This window comes from Pseudomonas sp. W15Feb9B (assembly GCF_000828175.1).
Classification (GTDB): domain Bacteria; phylum Pseudomonadota; class Gammaproteobacteria; order Pseudomonadales; family Pseudomonadaceae; genus Aquipseudomonas; species Aquipseudomonas parakoreensis.
Genome location: NZ_JTKF01000028.1, coordinates 36,438 through 54,689 on the forward strand (window position 1 = coordinate 36,438; position 18,252 = coordinate 54,689).

The 18,252-nt window shown below is 62.1% G+C and carries 13 protein-coding genes; 7 read left to right on the plus strand and 6 right to left on the minus strand.

Annotated elements, in window-relative coordinates:
• The first annotated feature begins 62 nt into the window (after positions 1-62).
• Positions 63-4,532: a hemagglutinin repeat-containing protein gene (locus OC71_RS15395; protein ID WP_041070805.1), complete on the plus strand. Its 4,470-nt coding sequence runs from the start codon at positions 63-65 to the stop codon at positions 4,530-4,532.
• A 139-nt stretch (positions 4,533-4,671) separates the two neighbouring features.
• On the opposite strand, the gene nhaA is transcribed toward OC71_RS15395, so the two are convergent.
• On the minus strand, positions 4,672-5,874 hold the full coding sequence (gene nhaA / locus OC71_RS15400) for a Na+/H+ antiporter NhaA (RefSeq protein WP_041070807.1): 1,203 nt from the start codon (positions 5,872-5,874) through the stop codon (positions 4,672-4,674).
• A gap of 214 nt (positions 5,875-6,088) precedes the next feature.
• On the opposite strand from nhaA, the gene OC71_RS15405 reads away from it, so the two are divergent.
• From OC71_RS15405 to OC71_RS15415, 3 genes are all read left to right on the plus strand, one after another.
• The gene (locus OC71_RS15405; RefSeq protein WP_041070809.1) at positions 6,089-6,589 is read left to right on the plus strand and encodes a sigma-70 family RNA polymerase sigma factor; all 501 of its coding nucleotides are present in this window, start codon (positions 6,089-6,091) and stop codon (positions 6,587-6,589) included.
• A 40-nt stretch (positions 6,590-6,629) separates the two neighbouring features.
• A complete protein-coding gene (locus OC71_RS15410) occupies positions 6,630-7,613 on the plus strand; it encodes a FecR family protein (protein WP_041070812.1) in 984 nt (327 codons plus the stop codon).
• A gap of 98 nt (positions 7,614-7,711) precedes the next feature.
• A complete protein-coding gene (locus OC71_RS15415) occupies positions 7,712-10,135 on the plus strand; it encodes a TonB-dependent receptor (RefSeq protein WP_041070815.1) in 2,424 nt (807 codons plus the stop codon).
• A gap of 117 nt (positions 10,136-10,252) precedes the next feature.
• On the opposite strand, the gene OC71_RS15420 is transcribed toward OC71_RS15415, so the two are convergent.
• Positions 10,253-11,404, minus strand: a complete 1,152-nt coding sequence (locus OC71_RS15420; protein ID WP_041070818.1) for an MFS transporter — start codon at positions 11,402-11,404, stop codon at positions 10,253-10,255.
• 372 nt (positions 11,405-11,776) lie between these two features.
• Here OC71_RS15420 and OC71_RS15425 point away from each other — a divergent pair, with 372 nt between their 5' ends.
• Entirely contained in the window at positions 11,777-12,757 is a 981-nt protein-coding gene (locus OC71_RS15425; RefSeq protein ID WP_041070820.1) for a DeoR family transcriptional regulator, read from the plus strand.
• A gap of 166 nt (positions 12,758-12,923) precedes the next feature.
• Here the strand turns inward: OC71_RS15425 and codA are convergent, their stop codons facing one another.
• The 4 genes from codA to OC71_RS15450 form a co-directional block, all read right to left on the minus strand.
• Positions 12,924-14,171, minus strand: coding sequence for a cytosine deaminase (gene codA / locus OC71_RS15430; protein ID WP_041070823.1), 1,248 nt, complete (start codon positions 14,169-14,171; stop codon positions 12,924-12,926).
• A gap of 14 nt (positions 14,172-14,185) precedes the next feature.
• Positions 14,186-15,457, minus strand: coding sequence for a cytosine permease (codB, locus tag OC71_RS15435; protein ID WP_041070827.1), 1,272 nt, complete (start codon positions 15,455-15,457; stop codon positions 14,186-14,188).
• Positions 15,458-15,880: 423 nt separating this feature from the next.
• The gene (gene queD / locus OC71_RS15445; protein WP_007915588.1) at positions 15,881-16,237 is read right to left on the minus strand and encodes a 6-carboxytetrahydropterin synthase QueD; all 357 of its coding nucleotides are present in this window, start codon (positions 16,235-16,237) and stop codon (positions 15,881-15,883) included.
• Positions 16,238-16,332: 95 nt separating this feature from the next.
• A complete protein-coding gene (locus tag OC71_RS15450; protein WP_041070836.1) occupies positions 16,333-17,412 on the minus strand; it encodes a patatin-like phospholipase family protein in 1,080 nt (359 codons plus the stop codon).
• A gap of 217 nt (positions 17,413-17,629) precedes the next feature.
• Here OC71_RS15450 and OC71_RS15455 point away from each other — a divergent pair, with 217 nt between their 5' ends.
• Positions 17,630-17,938 (plus strand): PepSY domain-containing protein, encoded by a 309-nt coding sequence (locus OC71_RS15455; RefSeq protein WP_041070839.1) that lies wholly within the window; start codon positions 17,630-17,632, stop codon positions 17,936-17,938.
• Positions 17,938-18,249, plus strand: coding sequence for a PepSY domain-containing protein (locus OC71_RS15460; protein ID WP_041070842.1), 312 nt, complete (start codon positions 17,938-17,940; stop codon positions 18,247-18,249). Before OC71_RS15455 ends, OC71_RS15460 begins: the two co-directional genes overlap by 1 nt.
• Positions 18,250-18,252 lie beyond the last annotated feature (3 nt).

The window sequence follows — 18,252 nt, forward strand, 5'->3', positions numbered from 1 at the left end:
CGACAGCCACGGCCAATACTCAATCGCGCGCCGTGATGCCGTACTTACATGGAGACGTTTTTATGCCAGCACACACCTTTGCATTTCATCTTTCTCCTCGGGGCAAACTACGCTGGGCGATCGCCAGCCTGTTCTTCGCCGTGCACCTGCCGACCGCTATCGCCGGCGGTGTGGTGGTCGCACCCGGCCCCGGCGGCACCGCGCAATTGCAGACTCAGGGCGGCGTGCCCATCGTCAACATCGTCGCGCCCAACGGCTCGGGCCTGTCGCACAACCAGTTCCTCGACTACAACGTCGACCGTCAGGGGCTGGTGCTGAATAACGCCTTGCAGGCCGGGCAATCGCAGCTCGCCGGGCAACTGGCGGCCAACCCGCAACTGCAGGGGCAGGCGGCGAGCGTGATCCTCAACGAGGTGATCAGCCGTAACCCTTCGGCGATCAATGGCGCCCAGGAAATCTTCGGCCGCGCCGCCGATTATGTGCTGGCCAACCCCAACGGCATTTCGGTGAACGGCGGCAGTTTCATCAACACGCCGAACGCCAATCTCGTGGTCGGTCGTCCGGAATTGAACGACGGCAAACTGCAAGCGCTGAACACCCGCGACGCCAGCGGTCAGTTGCAGATCCAGAGTGGCGGCCTGCGTAATGCCGAGGGTTCGGTCAACCTGATTGCCCCGCGTATCGACAGCCAGGGCCGCATCGACGCCCGCGATCAACTGAACCTCACGGTCGGACGCAATCAGGTGGATTACGCCAGCGGTCAGGTAAAAACCGTGGACCCGGCGGGCAACACCGCCGATCAACGCATCGACGCCAGCCTGTTCGGCGCGATGCAGGCCGGGCGCATCAACATCGTCAGCACCGCCGAAGGCGCGGGCGTGCGTGTGGGTGCGGTGCAAGTGGCCGGGCGTGACGGCGTGCAGATCCGTTCGGCTGGCGACCTGAGTGTCAGCGGTGAAGCGATCTCCAATAGCCTCGACGCGAGCCGTGCCGGCATTCGCAGCAGTCAGGGCGATGTCGGCCTGCACAGCGGCAACGACCTGACATTGGCCGCCACCGACGTCAGTGGTCGCGACGTCAGCGTCAATGCCAAGCGCAATCTGACCCTGAGCAGCGTCGAAAGCCGCAAGCTTCAGCAGACGCGAGAAAACTGGAGCAACAGCACCATCGGCATCACCTGGGAAACCTACGACCGCACCCAGACCGACAGTGAAACTCGCCAGCACGGCAGCCAGATCGTCGCCAGCCGCGACGCCAGGCTAACCTCCGGCAAAGACACCGAACTCAAAGCAGCCAAAGTTGAAGCGGCGAAAAATCTCGATGTGCACAGCGGCGGTGATCTGCGCCTGACTGCGGCCACCGAAAGCCACACTCAGACCGATCAGGGCAACCATCGCAAGCATTTGTGGAAGGCTGACTGGAACAGCAGCAGCGAAGAGCAGCGCAGCCTCGGCAGCCAGTTGAAGGGTGGCAATATCGCGCTGCAAACCGCCGCGTTGTTGCGTTCCGAAGGCGCCGAACTGAACAGCGCCGGCGATGTGAAACTGGCGGGCAAGCAAGTGGACGTCACCACCGCCACGCGCACCAGTCGCAGTAATAACAACAGCTACTCAGGCGACCTGGTTGGCGGCGGATTCTTCGGCAAGACCGGTGACGCCGACAAGGGCCAGACCCAGCATCAGGGCAGCAAAATCAATGCGGCCGGCAAACTGATCGTCAAGGCTGATGACGTGCGCATCAGCGGCAGCCAGGTCCGTGGCGGCACCGAGGCCAGCGTGATCAGCGATCAGGGTTCGCTGGTGATCGACGGCGTGCAGGACACTTCGCACAGCAACAACCACGACAAGGACAGCAAGTTCTTCGGCATCAGCAAGGACGAATCGCGGCAGAACTCCAGGGACAGCACCACGCTGCGCAGCGAGCTGGTTTCCGACAGCAACCTCAAGCTCAAGAGCGCCAAGGACATCGAAGTGGCCGGCTCCACGGTCAAGGCCGGCGGTGCGCTGACGGCGGACGCTGCCGGTGATGTGAACGTGCATTCCACGCAGAACACCCACGACAGCAGTTCGACCACCGAGACCCGTGGCTTCGATGCCTACGCCAAAGAGCAAACGTCGGAGCAATACCGCGCCGGGGTGCACTACGAAGACAAGCAGCAGACCGTCACCCGCAACGACGTCACCCAGCAAGGCTCGAGCCTCAGCGGCGGCAGCGTGCAAGTGAAGGCCGGCGGCGATCTGACGATCAAGGGCGGTGAAGTCAAATCCACCGCCGGCGACACCACGCTGGGCGGCAAAAATGTGTCGTTGCTGGCCGAACAGGATAGCCACAAAACTTCGACCGACACCTCCAGCACCGGCGGTGGTTTCTACTACACCGGCGGCCTCGACCGTGCCGGCAGTGGCGTCGATTTCGCTCACAGCACCACGCAAGACAGCAGCAGCAAAACCACCGCGCAAACCACCAACGTGCAGAGCAGCGGCGGCTTGACCCTCAACGCCGACAAGCTGGTGACCGAAGGCGCGCAGGTCAAGGCTGGCAACGGTCTGAACGTCGCGGCCAACGAGATCGACAACCGCGCGGCAAGCAACACCGAAAGCAGCAGCCACAACCAGAGCAACTGGTCGGCGGACATCGGCGCCAATGTCGAGTACAAGGACATCGCCCGCCCGATTGCCGGTGCGGTCAAGGATGTGCTCAACGGCAAGGTGCCGGACAAGGAAGGCCTGAGCAATCTTGGCCAGCCGAACGTCGGTCTCGACGTGGCAATCGGTCACGGCAGCGCCGACAAGACCGAGCAGAGCAGCAACGCGGTAGTCAGTCGTTTCGACGGCGGCAGTGTCGAGGTGAAAACCGCCGGTACCCTGCACGATCAGGGCACTCAGTACAGCGCGAGCAACGGTCAGGTCAACATCAGCGCCGACAAACTGGTTGCCGATGCCGCGAGCAACACTTACAGCAGCACCGATAACTCAGTGGATGCCAAGGTCGACGTGCGCGTCTACACCAAGACCGGCGAAGACGTGAACGTCGCCGGCAGCGGTGCGGGCGGCAACCGCTACGCCAGCAAGGACAGCAGCACGGCGGTGGTCGGCGGTTATGCCGGCAATCAGGGCGTGAACATCAACGTTGGCGCAGATGCGCAGTTTGCTGGCAGCCGTTTCGACGGCGGGCAGGGCGGGGTGAACATCAAGACCGGCGGCGATCTGGCGCTGAATCAGGCCAATGATCGCCAGAGCAGCAGCGACTCCAGCCTGCGCGGCAACGGCTCGCTGACGGTTGGCACCTTGCCGGGCACCGACGGCACCAACGTCGACCTCGGCGCTGGCTTCCAGATTGATCACACCGGCAAGCAGACCAATGACACCCAGGCTCACGTGGCGAGCATCAGCGGCAACGGCCCGGTGCAACTGAGCAGCGGTGGCAATCAGGTTCAGCGAGGCACCAGGATCGACAGCGCCGGCGCCATCGATATGCACGCTGACGGCAAGCTTGATCTGCAAGCGGCCGTTGATACCCACACCGCAACCGGCAGCAATCTCGGCGGCGGTTTGAAGGGCGGCGGCAGCAAATCCAGCAGCGAGAAGAGTCGCGATCAGGGCGGTAATTTGAGCGGCAACTTCAACATCGGTCGGGTCAACGAACACTCGCAAACCCTGACCGGTGGACAGCTCAACAGCCAGAGCCAAATCGCCTTGAGCGGTGACGCGGTGCACCTGCAAGGCACGCAAGTCAGCGCGCCGAACATCAGCATCAATGCGCAGAAGGGCGGTTTGGTTCAGGAGTCGGCGCAATCCACCGAGACGCGCAACAACTGGAACGTCGCGCTGAATGCCGGTGGCAACCTGAGCAGCAAGACTCCGACCGCCGCCGATGAACAGGCCAGCAGCGACCACGGCTTCAACGCCGGGGCCAAGGTCGGCGTCGATTACCTGCAAGGCACCACCCAGCAGAACAGCCAGATCAAGGCTGACAGCGTGGTCCTCAACAGCGCAGGCGATGCACAACTGTCGGGCGCGCGGATCGACGCGAAAAATGTCAGTGGCAGGGTTGCCGGTGACCTGACCGTCGACAGCCGTCAGGACTCGAAGGCGCAAGCCAAGGTCGATGTCGATCTGGGCCTGACCGCGAAGAAGAACCCGCCGAGTGACAAGGAAAAACTCGCCGGCACCGACTACAAACCAACGCTGAAAGCGCAGGGCGAATACGCGCACAAGGACAGCGTGGCGCAGGCGTCCGGCATCGGTGGCAATCAGGGTGTGAAGTTGAACGTTGGTGGTGGCACGCAGCTGACCGGCGCGCGGATTTCATCGACGGACGGCAAGGTCGATCTGGGCGCTTCGAAGGTCGTTGGCAGCGATCTGGTCAACCGTGATTACGGGGTGAAAGCCGGACTGGACCTGCCGCAGAAAACCGAGGAGAACGCACCGAAGGTGTCGTTTGATAACGGCAATCTGAAAGTCGGTCCGGTGACCCTGAGCGGCCACCTGAACAGCCAGACCCTGCAGGCCGGAATCGACGAAAAAGGCTGAGCATTACCGCTGTAAAAAACTGTGGGAGTGAGCCTGCTCGCGATAGCGTCAGTTCAGTCAGCGAAGCTGTTGACTGAACCAGCGCCTTCGCGAGCAGGTTCGCTCCCACATTGTTTTTTGTTTCGATGAGACCTTGAGGTCAGCTCGAAGCCTTCGCCTTACCCGCACTCGTCAGCACGACCACCGCCAGCAGCGCGGACAGGATCGAACCCAGCAACACCCCAACTTTCACCGAGTCGACCAGATGCGGCGCGCCCGGGAACGCCAGCGCGCCAATGAACAGGCTCATGGTGAAGCCGATCCCGCAGAGCAGGGCGACGCCATACAGTTGCAGCCAGCTCGCGCCTTGCGGCAGTTGCGCCAGACCGCTGCGAATCGCCAGGGCGCCGAGGCCGAGGATGCCGATCTGCTTGCCGAACAACAGGCCCAACGCGACGCCCAGTGGCACCGGCTCAAGCAGGTTGCTCGGGGAAATGCCAGTCAGCGACACCCCGGCGTTGGCGAAGCCGAAAATCGGCACCACGGCGAACGCCACCCACGGATGCATTTTTTCTTCGAGGTAGAGCAGCGGCGAATTGTGCTCGTCCTCCGGGTTGCCCAGCGGAATGCACAGAGCCAGAATCACCCCGGCGAGGGTCGCGTGGATCCCCGATTGCAGCATGAAGAACCACAGCAGGGCGCCGGCGATCAGGTACGGCCACAGCTTTCTGACCCCGCAGCGGTTGAGGATCACCAGCAGCGCAATCACCGCCAACGAGGCCAGCAGCATGCTTATCGACAGGCCGCTGGTGTAGAAAATCGCGATGATCACCACGGCGCCCAAGTCATCGAGGATAGCCAGCGCCGATAGGAAGATTTTCAGCGACACAGGCACCCGTTTGCCCAGCAGCGACAGCACGCCCAGGGCAAAAGCAATGTCGGTGGCCGCGGGAATCGCCCAACCGCTGAGGGTTTGTGGATTGCCCCAGTTGATCGCGACATAGATAAGCGCTGGCACCAGCATTCCGCCCAAAGCGGCAAAACCCGGCAGCGCACGCTGACCCCAGGTCGACAACTGACCGGCGAGCATTTCGCGCTTAATCTCCAGGCCCACCAGCATGAAGAAGATCGCCATCAGGCCATCATTCACCCAATGCTCGATCGACAGACCGGCGATCTTGATGTGCAAGGTCGAGAAATACGTGGCCGCCCAAGGCGAGTTGGCGACCAGCAGCGCGGCCAGGGCAGCGGCCATCAGAATCAGGCCACCGGCGGACTCGGCGGCGAAAAATCGCGAGAGAAAGGCCAGGGCAGAAGGCGACTCCTGACGGGCAGCCTGCAGGCGTGACGGATCGTGGCTCATAGGCACAGCAACTCCGCGCGGCGGCCCGACCTGCGCTGAATTAAACCTGCCCTGCCGCGTTGTTGCGGTGGCACCCGGGCGGCATTTTACACAATAGGTGGGGGAAGGCGCGGTTTTACTGACGATTACCCTTGAATCGAGCGTTTCCAAGGAATGAATTGCCGGCCTTAATAGGAAGCATTACTATTCACGCCCCTTTCCACAGCACGCCGTCATGAACCCCATGCTGCCCCGCAGACCCGGCTTTTTCGAGCATTACGAAGAGTTGATCGGCACCTGGACCCGGCGCCTGCGCAATCGCGCGCAGGCCGAGGATCTGGCGCACGACACCTTTGTGCGAGTGCTCGAATCCGATTCGGCAGCGGTGCAGCAGCCACGGGCGTATCTGCACCAGACCGCACGCAACATCGCGGTCGACGGTTATCGGCGTGAGGATCGGCGGGAAGCCATGGAGTCGCAGGCGATCGATCACAGTGCGTCGTCCACCGGCGACCCGGAGCATTACATGCAGGCGATCCAGTTGGCCGACTCCATCGAACGGGCGCTGCAGGAACTGCCGCTCAATTGCCGGAGGATTTTCGTCTGGCAGAAGATCGAAGGGCTGACCCAGGCAGAGATCGCCGAACGCCTGGGACTGTCCAGGAACATGGTCGAAAAATATATGATTCGCACCCTGCGGCATCTGCGCGACCGTCTCGATGGCATGCAGTCATGAGCGGCCGCCGCTTTTCATCCCCAGCCCGACAGGACATTCCATGATGGATACCCGTGATTGCGCGTGCGGGCAAACAACGGTGCGCGATGAGGCGGCACGCTGGTTTGTGCGTTTGCAGGAACCGCTGATCAGTGCCGACGAGCAGCAGCGCTTCGACGCCTGGCTGAACCAGCATCCGCAGCACCGTGATGAATTCCAGTTGCTGCAAGGTCTGTGGACAACCGCCGATCTGCTACCGGCGCCACGCCTCAAGGCGCTTGTTGAAACACCGTCAACCCGCCGCGAGCGACGTCCTTTACTGCGTTATGCCGTGGCCGCCAGCGTGTTGGCGGTGGCGCTCGGGCTCGGTCTGTTCAGTGGTTTGAATCATCCGGGCGGCTATCACGCCGAGTTCGCCACGGCGCTGGGCGAACGCAAGCACGTGGCGTTGCCGGACGGTTCAGTGATTGATCTGAACAGCCGCAGCCGTCTGCAGGTGCGTTTTGAGCAGGATCGACGACTGATCGAATTGAGTGAAGGCGAAGCGATGTTCAGCGTTCAGCACGACACCGCGCGCCCGTTCGTGGTTGAGGCTGGCAGCGGCAAGGTCACGGTCACCGGCACGCGTTTCGATGTGCGCCGCGATGCCACGCAAACCCGGGTTTCGGTGGAGCAGGGCACGGTCAAGGTGCAGGGGCGCAATGCACCGGACAATGCTTTCATCAACCTCACCGCAGGCCTCGGCACCCATGTCGACGCCGAGGGCAAAGTCGCTGCGGCCTATGCGGTCAACCCCGTCGAGCTGACGGCCTGGCGCAGCGGCAAACTGGTGTTCAACAACGCCAGCCTCAGCGAAGTGGTGGCGGAGGTTTCGCGTTATCGCGACAAACCGCTGAAGGTTGCCAACGCGACGGTGGCCAACCTGCGCTTGACCAGCGTGTTCAAATCCGACAACACCGACGCCTTGCTCAAGGCCCTGCCAAACATCCTGCCGGTGGCCGTGCGCACCCTGGCCGACGGCAGTCAGGAAATAATTTCAAAATAACATTCAGGTTTTTTTCGAGTTCATCGTCTTCCTGTTCAACTGCAACTGGTTTGCATTAACAGACGCACACTCTTGCGATCCACAGGACTACGTTCGACGTGAAAAACACCTCAGCCCACAACAAAAAATCCCCTTGGCTGCCGCTGGCTCTCGCGCTGGCGGTCAATGCCGCCGTGCCGCTGGCCTTCGCCGCTGAAGCCATTCACATCCGCGCCCAGCCGCTGGGCCAGGCCCTGAGCGAACTTGGCCAGCAAACTTCGCTGCAGGTTTTCTTCAGCCCGGATCTGGTTGCTGGCAAACAGGCACCGGCGGTCGACGGCAATCTTTCCCCCGAGCAGGCGCTGCGTCAGTTGTTGCAGGGCAGCGGCCTGGAGTATCAGATCAACGAAGGCTCGGTGACCCTCGCACCGGCCGCGACCGCTGCCAACAATGGCCCGCTGGAACTGGGCGTGACCGACATCAAAGTGGTCGGCGACTGGCTCGGTGACGCTGATGCCGCGGTGGTGCAGAACCACCCGGGTGCGCGTACGGTGATCCGCCGCGAAGCCATGGTCGAGCAGGGCGCGATGAACGTCAGTGATGTGCTCAAGCGCGTGCCCGGCGTGCAGGTGCAGGACTCCAACGGCACCGGCGGCAGCGACATCGCGCTGAACGTTGGCGTGCGTGGCCTGACTTCACGACTGTCGCCACGCTCCACGGTGTTGATCGACGGCGTGCCGGCCGCGTTCGCACCGTACGGCCAGCCGCAACTGTCGATGGCGCCGATCTCTTCCGGCAACCTCGACAGCATCGACGTGGTGCGTGGCGCCGGTTCCGTGCGTTACGGGCCGCAGAACGTTGGCGGGGTGATCAACTTCGTCACCCGCGCCATCCCGGAAAAAGCCACCGGGGAAATCGGCACCACTTTGGAAACCTCCCGTTACGGCGGCTGGAAACACATCGACACGGCGTTCCTCGGCGGCACCGCCGACAACGGCATGGGCGTGGCGTTGTTGTATTCCGGGGTCAACGGCAACGGTTACCGCGAGCGCAACAACGGTAACGACATCGACGATGTGCTGCTCAAGACCCATTGGGCGCCGACCGATCAGGACGATTTCAGCCTCAACTTCCATTACTACGACGCCAGCGCCGACATGCCGGGCGGTCTGACGCAGAAGCAGTACGACGACAAGCCGTACGACTCGGTGCGCGATTACGACAACTTCAGCGGTCGGCGCAAGGACGTATCGTTCAAGTGGATTCGCCAGATCGACGAGCGTACGCAGGCAGAAATCCTGACCTATTACACCGACAGTTTTCGCGGCAGCACCATCGCCGCACGTGACCAGAATACCCTCAGTTCGTACCCGCGTTCCTACTACACCCTCGGTGTCGAGCCGCGTGTGTCGCGGGTCTTCGACGTCGGCCCGACCACTCAGGAAGTCAGCGTCGGTTATCGCTACCTGAAAGAGGCGATGCACGAACAGTCGAGTCGTCTGGCGCTGGTCAACAATCAGACGGTGGTCACGCCGACGTCCGACGGTCATGTGTTCCAGGACCGCACCGGTGGCACCGAGGCCAACTCGGTGTATGTCGACAACAAGATCGACGTCGGCAACTGGACCATCACCCCGGGCATTCGCTTCGAACACATCAGCACCGACTGGCATGACCGCGCCGTGCTCGATACTTCGGGCAAACGCGTGCCGGAGAAAAACCGCAGCATCGAGAGCAATGAACCGCTGCCGGCGCTGAGCGTGATGTATCACCTGTCGGACGCGTGGAAACTGTTCGCCAACTACGAAACCTCGTTCGGCAGCCTGCAGTATTTCCAGCTCGGCCAGGGCGGTTCGGGTGACCAGACCGCCAACGGCCTGGAGCCGGAAAAGGCCAAGACTTACGAGATCGGCACGCGCTACAACGATGACGTGTGGGGCGGGGAAGTGACGCTGTTCTACATCGACTTCGATGACGAGCTGCAATACATCAGCAACGATGTCGGCTGGACCAACCTCGGCGCGACCAAGCATCAGGGCATCGAAGCGTCGGTGCATTACGACATGGCCGCGCTCGATCCACGCCTTGACGGGCTGACCGCCAACGCCGGTCTCACTTACACCCGCGCCACCTACGAGGGTGAGATTCCGGGCTTCAAGGGCCGTGATCTGCCGTTCTATTCGCGGCAGGTGGCGACCGTGGGGCTGCGTTACGACATCAACCGCTGGACCTACAACATCGACGGTTTCGCCCAGTCCAAACAGCGCTCACCGGGTACCGGGGTCAACGCCGATGGCAGCTTCAACGGCAATTACATCACCGAAGGCACGGCCGATGGGCAGTATGGCGACATTCCGGGTTACGTAACCTGGAACGTGCGCGGCGGTTATGACTTCGGGCCACAAGTGTCGAATCTGAAACTGGGTGCCGGGGTGAAAAACGTCTTCGACAAGCAGTACTTCACCCGCTCCAGCGACAACAATTCGGGGATGTATGTCGGCGCGCCGCGTACGTTCTTCGTGCAGGCCAGCGTCGGTTTCTGATAACGCCTGATTCTGTGGCGAGGGAGCTTGCTCCCGCTGGACTGCGCAGCAGGCCCGATTTTTTGGGGGCGCTCCGCAACCCGGCGGGAGCAAGCTTCCTCGCCACAATGATGGGGTTCAGACCTTGAGGACTTTGCCGCCGATGGCGACGGCCACCAACAGCAGCGCCATCAACCCGAAGGCAAAACTCAGACTGCTGGCATGCGCGACAAAGCCGATCACCGCCGGTCCCGCCAGAATCCCTGCGTAGCCCAGGGTAGTAATGGCTGGCACCGCGATGCTCTCCGGCATCACCGTCTGCTTGCCCACCGCCGTGTACAGCACGGGCACGATGTTCGAACAACCCGCACCCACCAGTGCGTAACCGACCAATGCCGCTTCCCAGCTCGGCGCGAATGTCGCCAGAAACAGACCTGCAGCTGCCAACAGACCACCAAACAGAATGATCCGCGTTGCACCGACAGTCCGCACGATCCGGTCACCCATCAAACGTCCGGCCGTCATGGTCAATGCAAACGCCGCATAACCCAATCCCGCGTACGCCGTGTCGATCCCGCGCTCCTGCGCAAGAAACACCGCACTCCAGTCCAGCGCCGCGCCTTCGGTGAGGAACACGATGAAGCACATGCCGCCGATGAACAACACAATGCCGTGGGGAATGGCGAAGGCAGGTCCCGAGCTTTCACTGCCGTACGGCAACATGTGCGGTACACACTTGAACAGCGCGCCGGCCAACACCGCTACCACTACCAGCATCGCTGCCAGCGGTGTCAGGCCGAGGCCGAGCAGGGCACTGACCCCCGCTGCACCGACAATCCCGCCGAGGCTGAACAGGCCATGAAAGCCCGACATCATGTGCTTGCCGCTGGCCCTTTCGACGATCACCGCTTGCAGGTTGACGGTCGAATCCACCGTGCCCAGACCGGCACCGAACATGAACAGCGTGGCGATCAGCGCCGGAATCGACGATACCGTCGCCAGCAACGGCAGCGCCGCGCAGATCAGCAGGGTGCCGCCGGTGGCGACTTTGCGGCAGCCGAAGCGCGTGGCGAGAATCCCCGCCAGCGGCATTGCGAGAATCGAGCCGACGCCGAGGCACAACAGCAGCAGGCCCAACGTGCCTTCGTCGAGCCCGGCGCGAGCCTTGGCGTATGGCACCAATGGCGCCCACGCGGCAATGCCCAGGCCGGCGATGAAGAAAGCGATGCGCGTCGACATCTGCTGCAGGCGTCCGGGGACGAAGGTGTCTTGGGGGTTGAGGCTGGTCATATCGATCCTTGGCAAAAAACGTCGCGTCCCCCGAATGACAGTCATCGCGCGGCGAGGTTCGATCGCAGGTCTCGGGGCGGGGCAGCCGACATCCTAACCTGTGGGAGCGAGCTTGCTCGCGAATGCGGTATATCAGCCAATGAATATGGCGACTGATACGCAGCCTTCGCGAGCAAGCTCGCTCCCACATTGGATGACCGGTGTTCACAATTGCCCGTTCTGTGCAGAACCCTGTGGGAGCGGGCTTGCCCGCGATTGCGGTGGTTCAGGCAATGAATATGGCCGCTGACAAACCGCTTTCGCGAGCAGGCTCACTCCTACAAGGGATCGCGGTTTACAGTGATGGCTTCGACAAGGTGAGAGAGATCGGTGATGACGCAGTTCTACGATGCGCGAGGCAATATTTACGGGGTGATTTCGCCGCAGGCACTTCGTGAGGCGGGGATCGATCTGCCGATGGGAGCCGCGCAGTGTGCGGTGTCGAGACCGGCGTGGAGTCAGGCAGCCATTGCGCTGTGCTGCGACTGGCCCGAGGGCCAGCGTCCGGCGGGGAGCAAGGCGCACCGCAGCGACGGTTTGCTGATCGGCCCGTTCCAGTCAGCGCCGCCGTTCGACGTGCTGATCGTCAACACCGACGGCACCTTGGCCGAGCGCAGTGGCAATGGCCTGACGATTTTTTCCCAGTCGTTGCTGGAGCAAGGGCTGATGCCGGCGCAAGGGGTGTCGCTGCGAGTGCATCACGACAAGGGTGATGCCGTGGAAACCTCGGTGAAACCGGCCGTAGTCGAAGGCGTGAACGGTTTCTGGCTGGACCTTGGTCAACCGGGCTTCGGGCCTTCAGCGGTGGGTGCGCAGCAGGTTGAACAGCGCGGGTTGAATGGTCATGAGGTGAGCCACGTAGCGCCATTGGCACAACTCGATTCCGCGTGGCAGCACAGTCAATTCGTGCGCATCGGCAATCCGCATTGCGTAACGTTGTTGACCGACATCGCCGAGTTGCCGAGCAACTCACAAATGCGCCAGTCGCCATGGGCCGAAGGCCTGACCCGAATCGCCTACGCGATGCCGACGGGCGCCGGCCAGCCATGCCCGGCGGGCGTCAATCTGCAATGGGCCGCGCTTGAGTCAGCGCAGCGCATCGTCGCCCGAGTGTTCGAGCGTGGTGAAGGACCGACGGCGTCTTCCGGTACCAGCGCCAGTGCAGTGGCCTGTGCCGCATGGGCGGTGGGTTGGGTGGCGAGTGGGGAGGTGCACGTCGTCATGCCGGGCGGGACGGCGCCGGTGTTGCTTGAAGAAGAGCGGGGCGAATTGATGCGGGTCAGGTTGTTTGGTACGGCTCGCTTGATCGGTTGAAGCGGCAATCGCCTTCGCTGGCAAGCCAGCTCCCACAGGGAAATGCATACCCATGCAGGATCGCGAGCATTCTGTAGGAGCTGCCGCAGGCTGCGATCTTTTGATCTTGTTTTTAGAATCAAAAACAAAGATCGCAGCCTGCGGCAGCTCCTACAGGAAATGGCGGTCAGTTAAGAGGGCTGCTGAACTCCACCACCGGCATCTGCCGCTTCATCAGCACCTTGCCGCCGCGAATCGAATACAGCGGCAGGCCCTGGCTACGGATCACTTCGTAATCGCTGTCCGCCGACAGAATCAGCAAGTTCGCCGGACGCCCCTGTTCCAGTCCGTATCGTTCGCCCAAGTGCATGGCCTTGGCGCTGTTGTCGGTGACCAGATCCAGCGCGTTCTGCAGGTTGCGATAGCCGAGCATATGGCAAATGTGCAACCCCGCCTCAAGCACGCGCAGGATGTTGCCGTTGCCCAGCGGGTACCACGGATCGACGATTGAATCCTGGCCAAAACACACGTTCATCCCGGCCTCCAGCAGCTCGTTGACCCGGGTCACGCCCCGACGTTTCGGGAAGTTGTCGAAGCGTCCCTGCAAGTGAATGCTTTCGGTCGGGCACGAGACGAAACTGATCCCGGAATGACCGAGCAAACGGAACAATTTCGCGCAGTAAGCGTTGTCGTAAGAGCCCATCGCCGTGGTGTGGCTGGCCGTGACCCGCGCGCCCATGTCGCGGCTGCGGGCCTCTTCGGCGAGTACCTCAAGAAAGCGCGAATGCGGGTCGTCGGTTTCGTCGCAATGCACATCGACCAGGCAACCGGTGCGTTCGGCCAGGTCCATCAGAAACTTCACCGAACTGACGCCCTGATCACGGGTGTACTCGAAATGCGGAATGCCGCCCACCACATCGGCGCCCATGCGAATCGCTTCTTCCATCAGCTCGCGACCGTTGCGGAACGACTCAATGCCTTCCTGTGGGAACGCGACGATTTGCAGATCGATCAGATGGCGGGTTTCTTCGCGGACTTCGAGCATCGCCTTCAGCGCGGTGAGCTGCGGGTCGGTGACGTCGACGTGGGTGCGCACGTGCTGAATGCCGTGAGCGGCCAAGGCTTGAAGGGTCTTCCTGGCGCGGGTTTTGGTGTCTTCTTCGGTGATGGTGACCTTGCGTTCGCCCCAGCACTCGATGCCCTCGAACAGCGTGCCGCTCATGTTCCAGCGCGGTTCGCCAGCAGTCAGCGTGGCGTCGAGGTGGATGTGCGGCTCGACGAAGGGCGGCACCACCAGATGGCCGCCGGCGTCGAGGTCGCCGGGGTTGAGGGTCGGGGCTTCGGTCTGGCGGCCGATGCTGCGGATCAGGCCGTCTTCCAGGTGCAATTCGTGCAAACCTTCCTGGTTGCGCAGTCGGGCGTTGATAATGTGCATCAGGCGAATCCTTCTTATAGGTCTGGTAGTGGCGCACTGGCGCGACGGGCGCCGAGCAGGCTGGTAACGATGACATACGTTAGCGCGGCGGCGGCAATCCCTACCAGCGGCGCGACCCAGGGCGAGTGGAACGCAGTGAGCGTGCCGACCGCGTAAGCCCCCAGTCCCGGCCAGTTGAACGCCGGCAGCCGTGCGTCGGCCAGACGCGGATAGCGCCCGCGCCAGCGGAAGAAAAAGTCGGCCATGATCACCCCGCCAATCGGCGGAATCACCGTGCCCAGCAGAATCAGGTACGGCACCAGCATGTCGTACATGCCCAGCAGCGCGAGCAGGGTGCCGGCCACCGCGCCGGCCAGGGTCACGGTTTTGCGTCGGCCGGTGCGCAGCAGGTTGCAGCCGGCGACGGCAAAGTTGTAGATGGTGTTGTCCTGGGTGCTCCAGATATTCAGTAGCAGCATGGCCATTGCGGCCATGGCGAAACCTTGCAGCAGCAACACTTCAACCACGTCGGGCTGCTGATAGACGATCGCGCCGTAGGCACCGATCAGCACCATCAGGCCATTGCCGATGAAAAAACCGATCAGGCTCGCCAGCACGGCAACCCTTGCCGAGCGCGAGAAACGTGTCCAGTTGGTGGCCTGCGTCGCGCCGCTGACGAAGGTGCCGAACACCAGCGTGATCGCGGTCGACCAGTCCAGCGAACCGCTCGGCACCACCGCCAGCAAACCATCGAGGCCACCGACTTTTACGGTCGCAACCCACATCGACAGCATCAGCAGCAGCATCATCGCTGGCACCGCGATGTACGAGAGGATCTCCAGGCCGCGATAACCGACATACGCCGTGGCGCAGAACACCAGGCCGAACAGCACCATCAGGCCCAGCACCGTACCTTGCTCCAGCGCGAAGTATTTGCCAATCACCACCGCGGCGGTCGCAGTGCCCCAGGCGTACCAGCCGATCTGGGTAAATCCCAGGATCAGGTCACTGAGTTTGCTGCCGACCTCACCAAAACAGAAACGCCCCATCAACACCGAATTAAGGCCGCTTTTGAAGGCGATGTAACCCAGACCTGCCGCGTACAGCCCGAGCAGCAGGTTACCGACGATGATCACCGCCATCATCTCGCCAAAACTGAAGGCCACGCCGAGCTTGCCGCCGGCAAACATGGTTGCGGTGAAAAATGTGAATCCCAGTAACACCATGGCGGTCGAGGCCAGGCCTTTTCGCGCATGCATCGGGACTTCGCTGAGGGGGTAGTCGTTGCCGGGATCGTTCTGCGTCATGGGGCGTTCCTTGCTGAAGAGGGGGGACGCGAAGCAGGTTGCAGTGGTCGTGCCAAAGACCGTTATGCGGATTATGTATAGCCGAGTCAGGGATTTCGGCGCGAAAGCAGTGCACCAGAACGCACTCAGGCCCAATGTGGGAGCGAGCCTGCTCGCGAAGGCAGCGAGTCAGGCGACATCTGCAATGGCTGATATTCCGCTTTCGCGAGCAGGCTCGCTCCCACCAGGAATGGGTGTTGGGTCAGAGGAATCTGAGCAGGGAGGCGATGATCGCTTCCGGGGCATTTTCCTGGACGAGGTGTCCTCTTGGCGGGTTTGAGCCAAAAAGCATAGGCATAAAAAAACAGCCGCGAAGGCTGTTCTCTATTTCCCTGACAACACACTCTTCCCTGTAGGAGCTGCCACAGGGGGATTTGTGTTGGATCATTCACCGCGATAAATGCAACCGCTGGTGCAGGTCTCGTGAATGCGGATCGCGCTGAGTTCCGGCAGCAGGGGCTTCATTTCATTCCAGATGAATTTGGCCAGCACTTCGCTGGTCGGGTTTTCCAGGCCAGGAATGTCGTTCAGGTAGTTGTGATCCAGACGCTCGTACAGCGGCTTGAAGATCGCCTTGATCTCGGAGAAATCGCGGATCCAGCCCGTGTGCGGATCGAGGTCGCCGCTCAGGTGAAGCGCCACCTTGAACGAGTGACCGTGCAGGCGTCCGCACTTGTGGCCGTCCGGGACGTGCGGCAGGCGGTGGGCGGATTCGAAAGTAAACTCTTTGAAGATTTCCACAGTGATTTCGGCTCTGTTCAGGTGGCGTTCGCCGCAGCGATTCGGGCAGGCGGCGAGTTTACCAGCTTGTGTTTGGCGATGCGGGAAAACACTGACTAAAGGGTCAGCAAGCGCTCGGCGAGGCGACCGTTGGCCGCCAGTTCGAGAAACTCGTCGCCCAGGCGGCGGCTTTCGTCCATCGCCGCGTGCCAGTATTTCTGCCGGCTCGGCGCATCGCCCATGAAGCGCTTGAAGTCGTTACGATCCGGCAGTTTGCCGTAGGGCAGGCGCGCCAGATATTCCTTCGACGGCGCCAGCAACAGCACGTCCTGCAAGCGCTCCACCGAGGCGCGGCGCCACGGCAGGGTCTTGTCGAACCAGCCCGGGATCACCCGGTCGGTGAAGTGCGGATAGAGCACGATGCCATCGCCGCTGTAGGGCAGGTCGAGGTGATAGTCGAGCAGCCCGCCGTCACGGAACGTGCCGGCACCGGCACCCGGCAGGTCGCGCACGCCTTCCATGACCATCGGGATCGAACCGGACGCCAGCAGCGCCTGGCGCAGATTGCCCGTATTGAGCGCGACAAAGCGCGACGGAAAGTCATTCAATGCATTGACCGGTGGGGCGAGGCGCGGGTCGTGAACGATCAGGCGTTCGAAGTGCCGCGACAGCCGTGCGCGACCGCGCAGGTTATCGGCAATCACTGAGCCCAGCGCCAGGCCGAGGCGACCGCGATGATCGTCGGCCAGGCGTCCGTGGCTTTTCACGACCATGATGTTCAGGCGGTAGTCGGCGTTGTTGAGGATGCTGGCGTCGCGGCCGTCGAGCAGGTCATTGAGCATGCGCTGCGAGCTCGCGCTGATCTCGGCCATGGTCACGCCTTTGTTGAAATTCTGCTCGGCGTACAACTGGCCGAGGCGGCGAATGCCTTCGGCAGCGTCCGGCAGGCAAGCACTGGCGAAGCGCCAGGAACCGACCGAGGCACCGATCAGCGAGCGCTCACGCGGCGCGCTCGGCAGCCATTCGCCGAACAACGCCAGATCCAGCCCCTGAATCCCCAGCGCCTTCGGCCCGCCGGCCGCACCGGGCAGGGTGCCGACGTCGGCGGCGTTCAGGCCTTGGGCACGGATGCGCGCCATGGCCCGAGGGCCGGCCTTGAGGGTGAGGGCGGGGAACTTGATGTGAATGGCAGTCATACCGGTCTCGATCGTTAGCAAGCGAACAATTATAAGCACATGTTACCGATCTCTGTAGGAGCTGCCGCAGGCTGCGATCTTTTGATTTTTAAAGGCAAGATCAAAAGATCGCAGCCTGCGGCAGCTCCTACAGGGGCAATGATGGCAATTCAGTTTCAGTTAAGTTGATCCCGCTAAGGTGCCCACCGTAGCTGCACATAAAAATACGGAGACATCCATGAAAACCCTGACTGCCCTGTCCATTGCCGCGATCATCGGCCTGACCGCCAGCCTCGCCCATGCCCGCGATCTTGGCCCCGACGAAGCCCTGCGCCTGCGCGACGCTGGTACTATCGTCTCCTTCGAGAAGCTCAACGCCACGGCGCTGACCAGACATCCGGGGTCGACCATCACCGATACCGAGCTGGAAGAGCAGTACGGCAAGTACGTCTACCAGGTCGAAATGCGTGATCCACAAGGGCTGGAATGGGATCTGGAATTAGACGCGGTGACTGGGCAGGTTCTCAAGGATCATCAGGATACGTAATGAAGGTTAATGTTCGCGCCACCAGCCGCACGGCGTTGGCGCTTGTGATTGTTTGCTCGGCGGCGATGGCCCGCGATCTCGATCAGGACGAAGCGCTGCGGCTGCGGCAGCAGGGGGTGATCCTGCCGCTGGAGCAAGTGCTGCAACAGGCACTGGATCGCTACCCCGGCGCGAAACTGCTGGAAGTCGAGCTGGAGGAAAAGCACGACGTCTACGTGTATGAAGTCGAGCTGCTGACCGTCGAGGGCGTGGCGCGCGAGCTGCACCTGAAGGCCGATACTGGCGAATTAGTTAAAGACAAGGAAGATTGACCG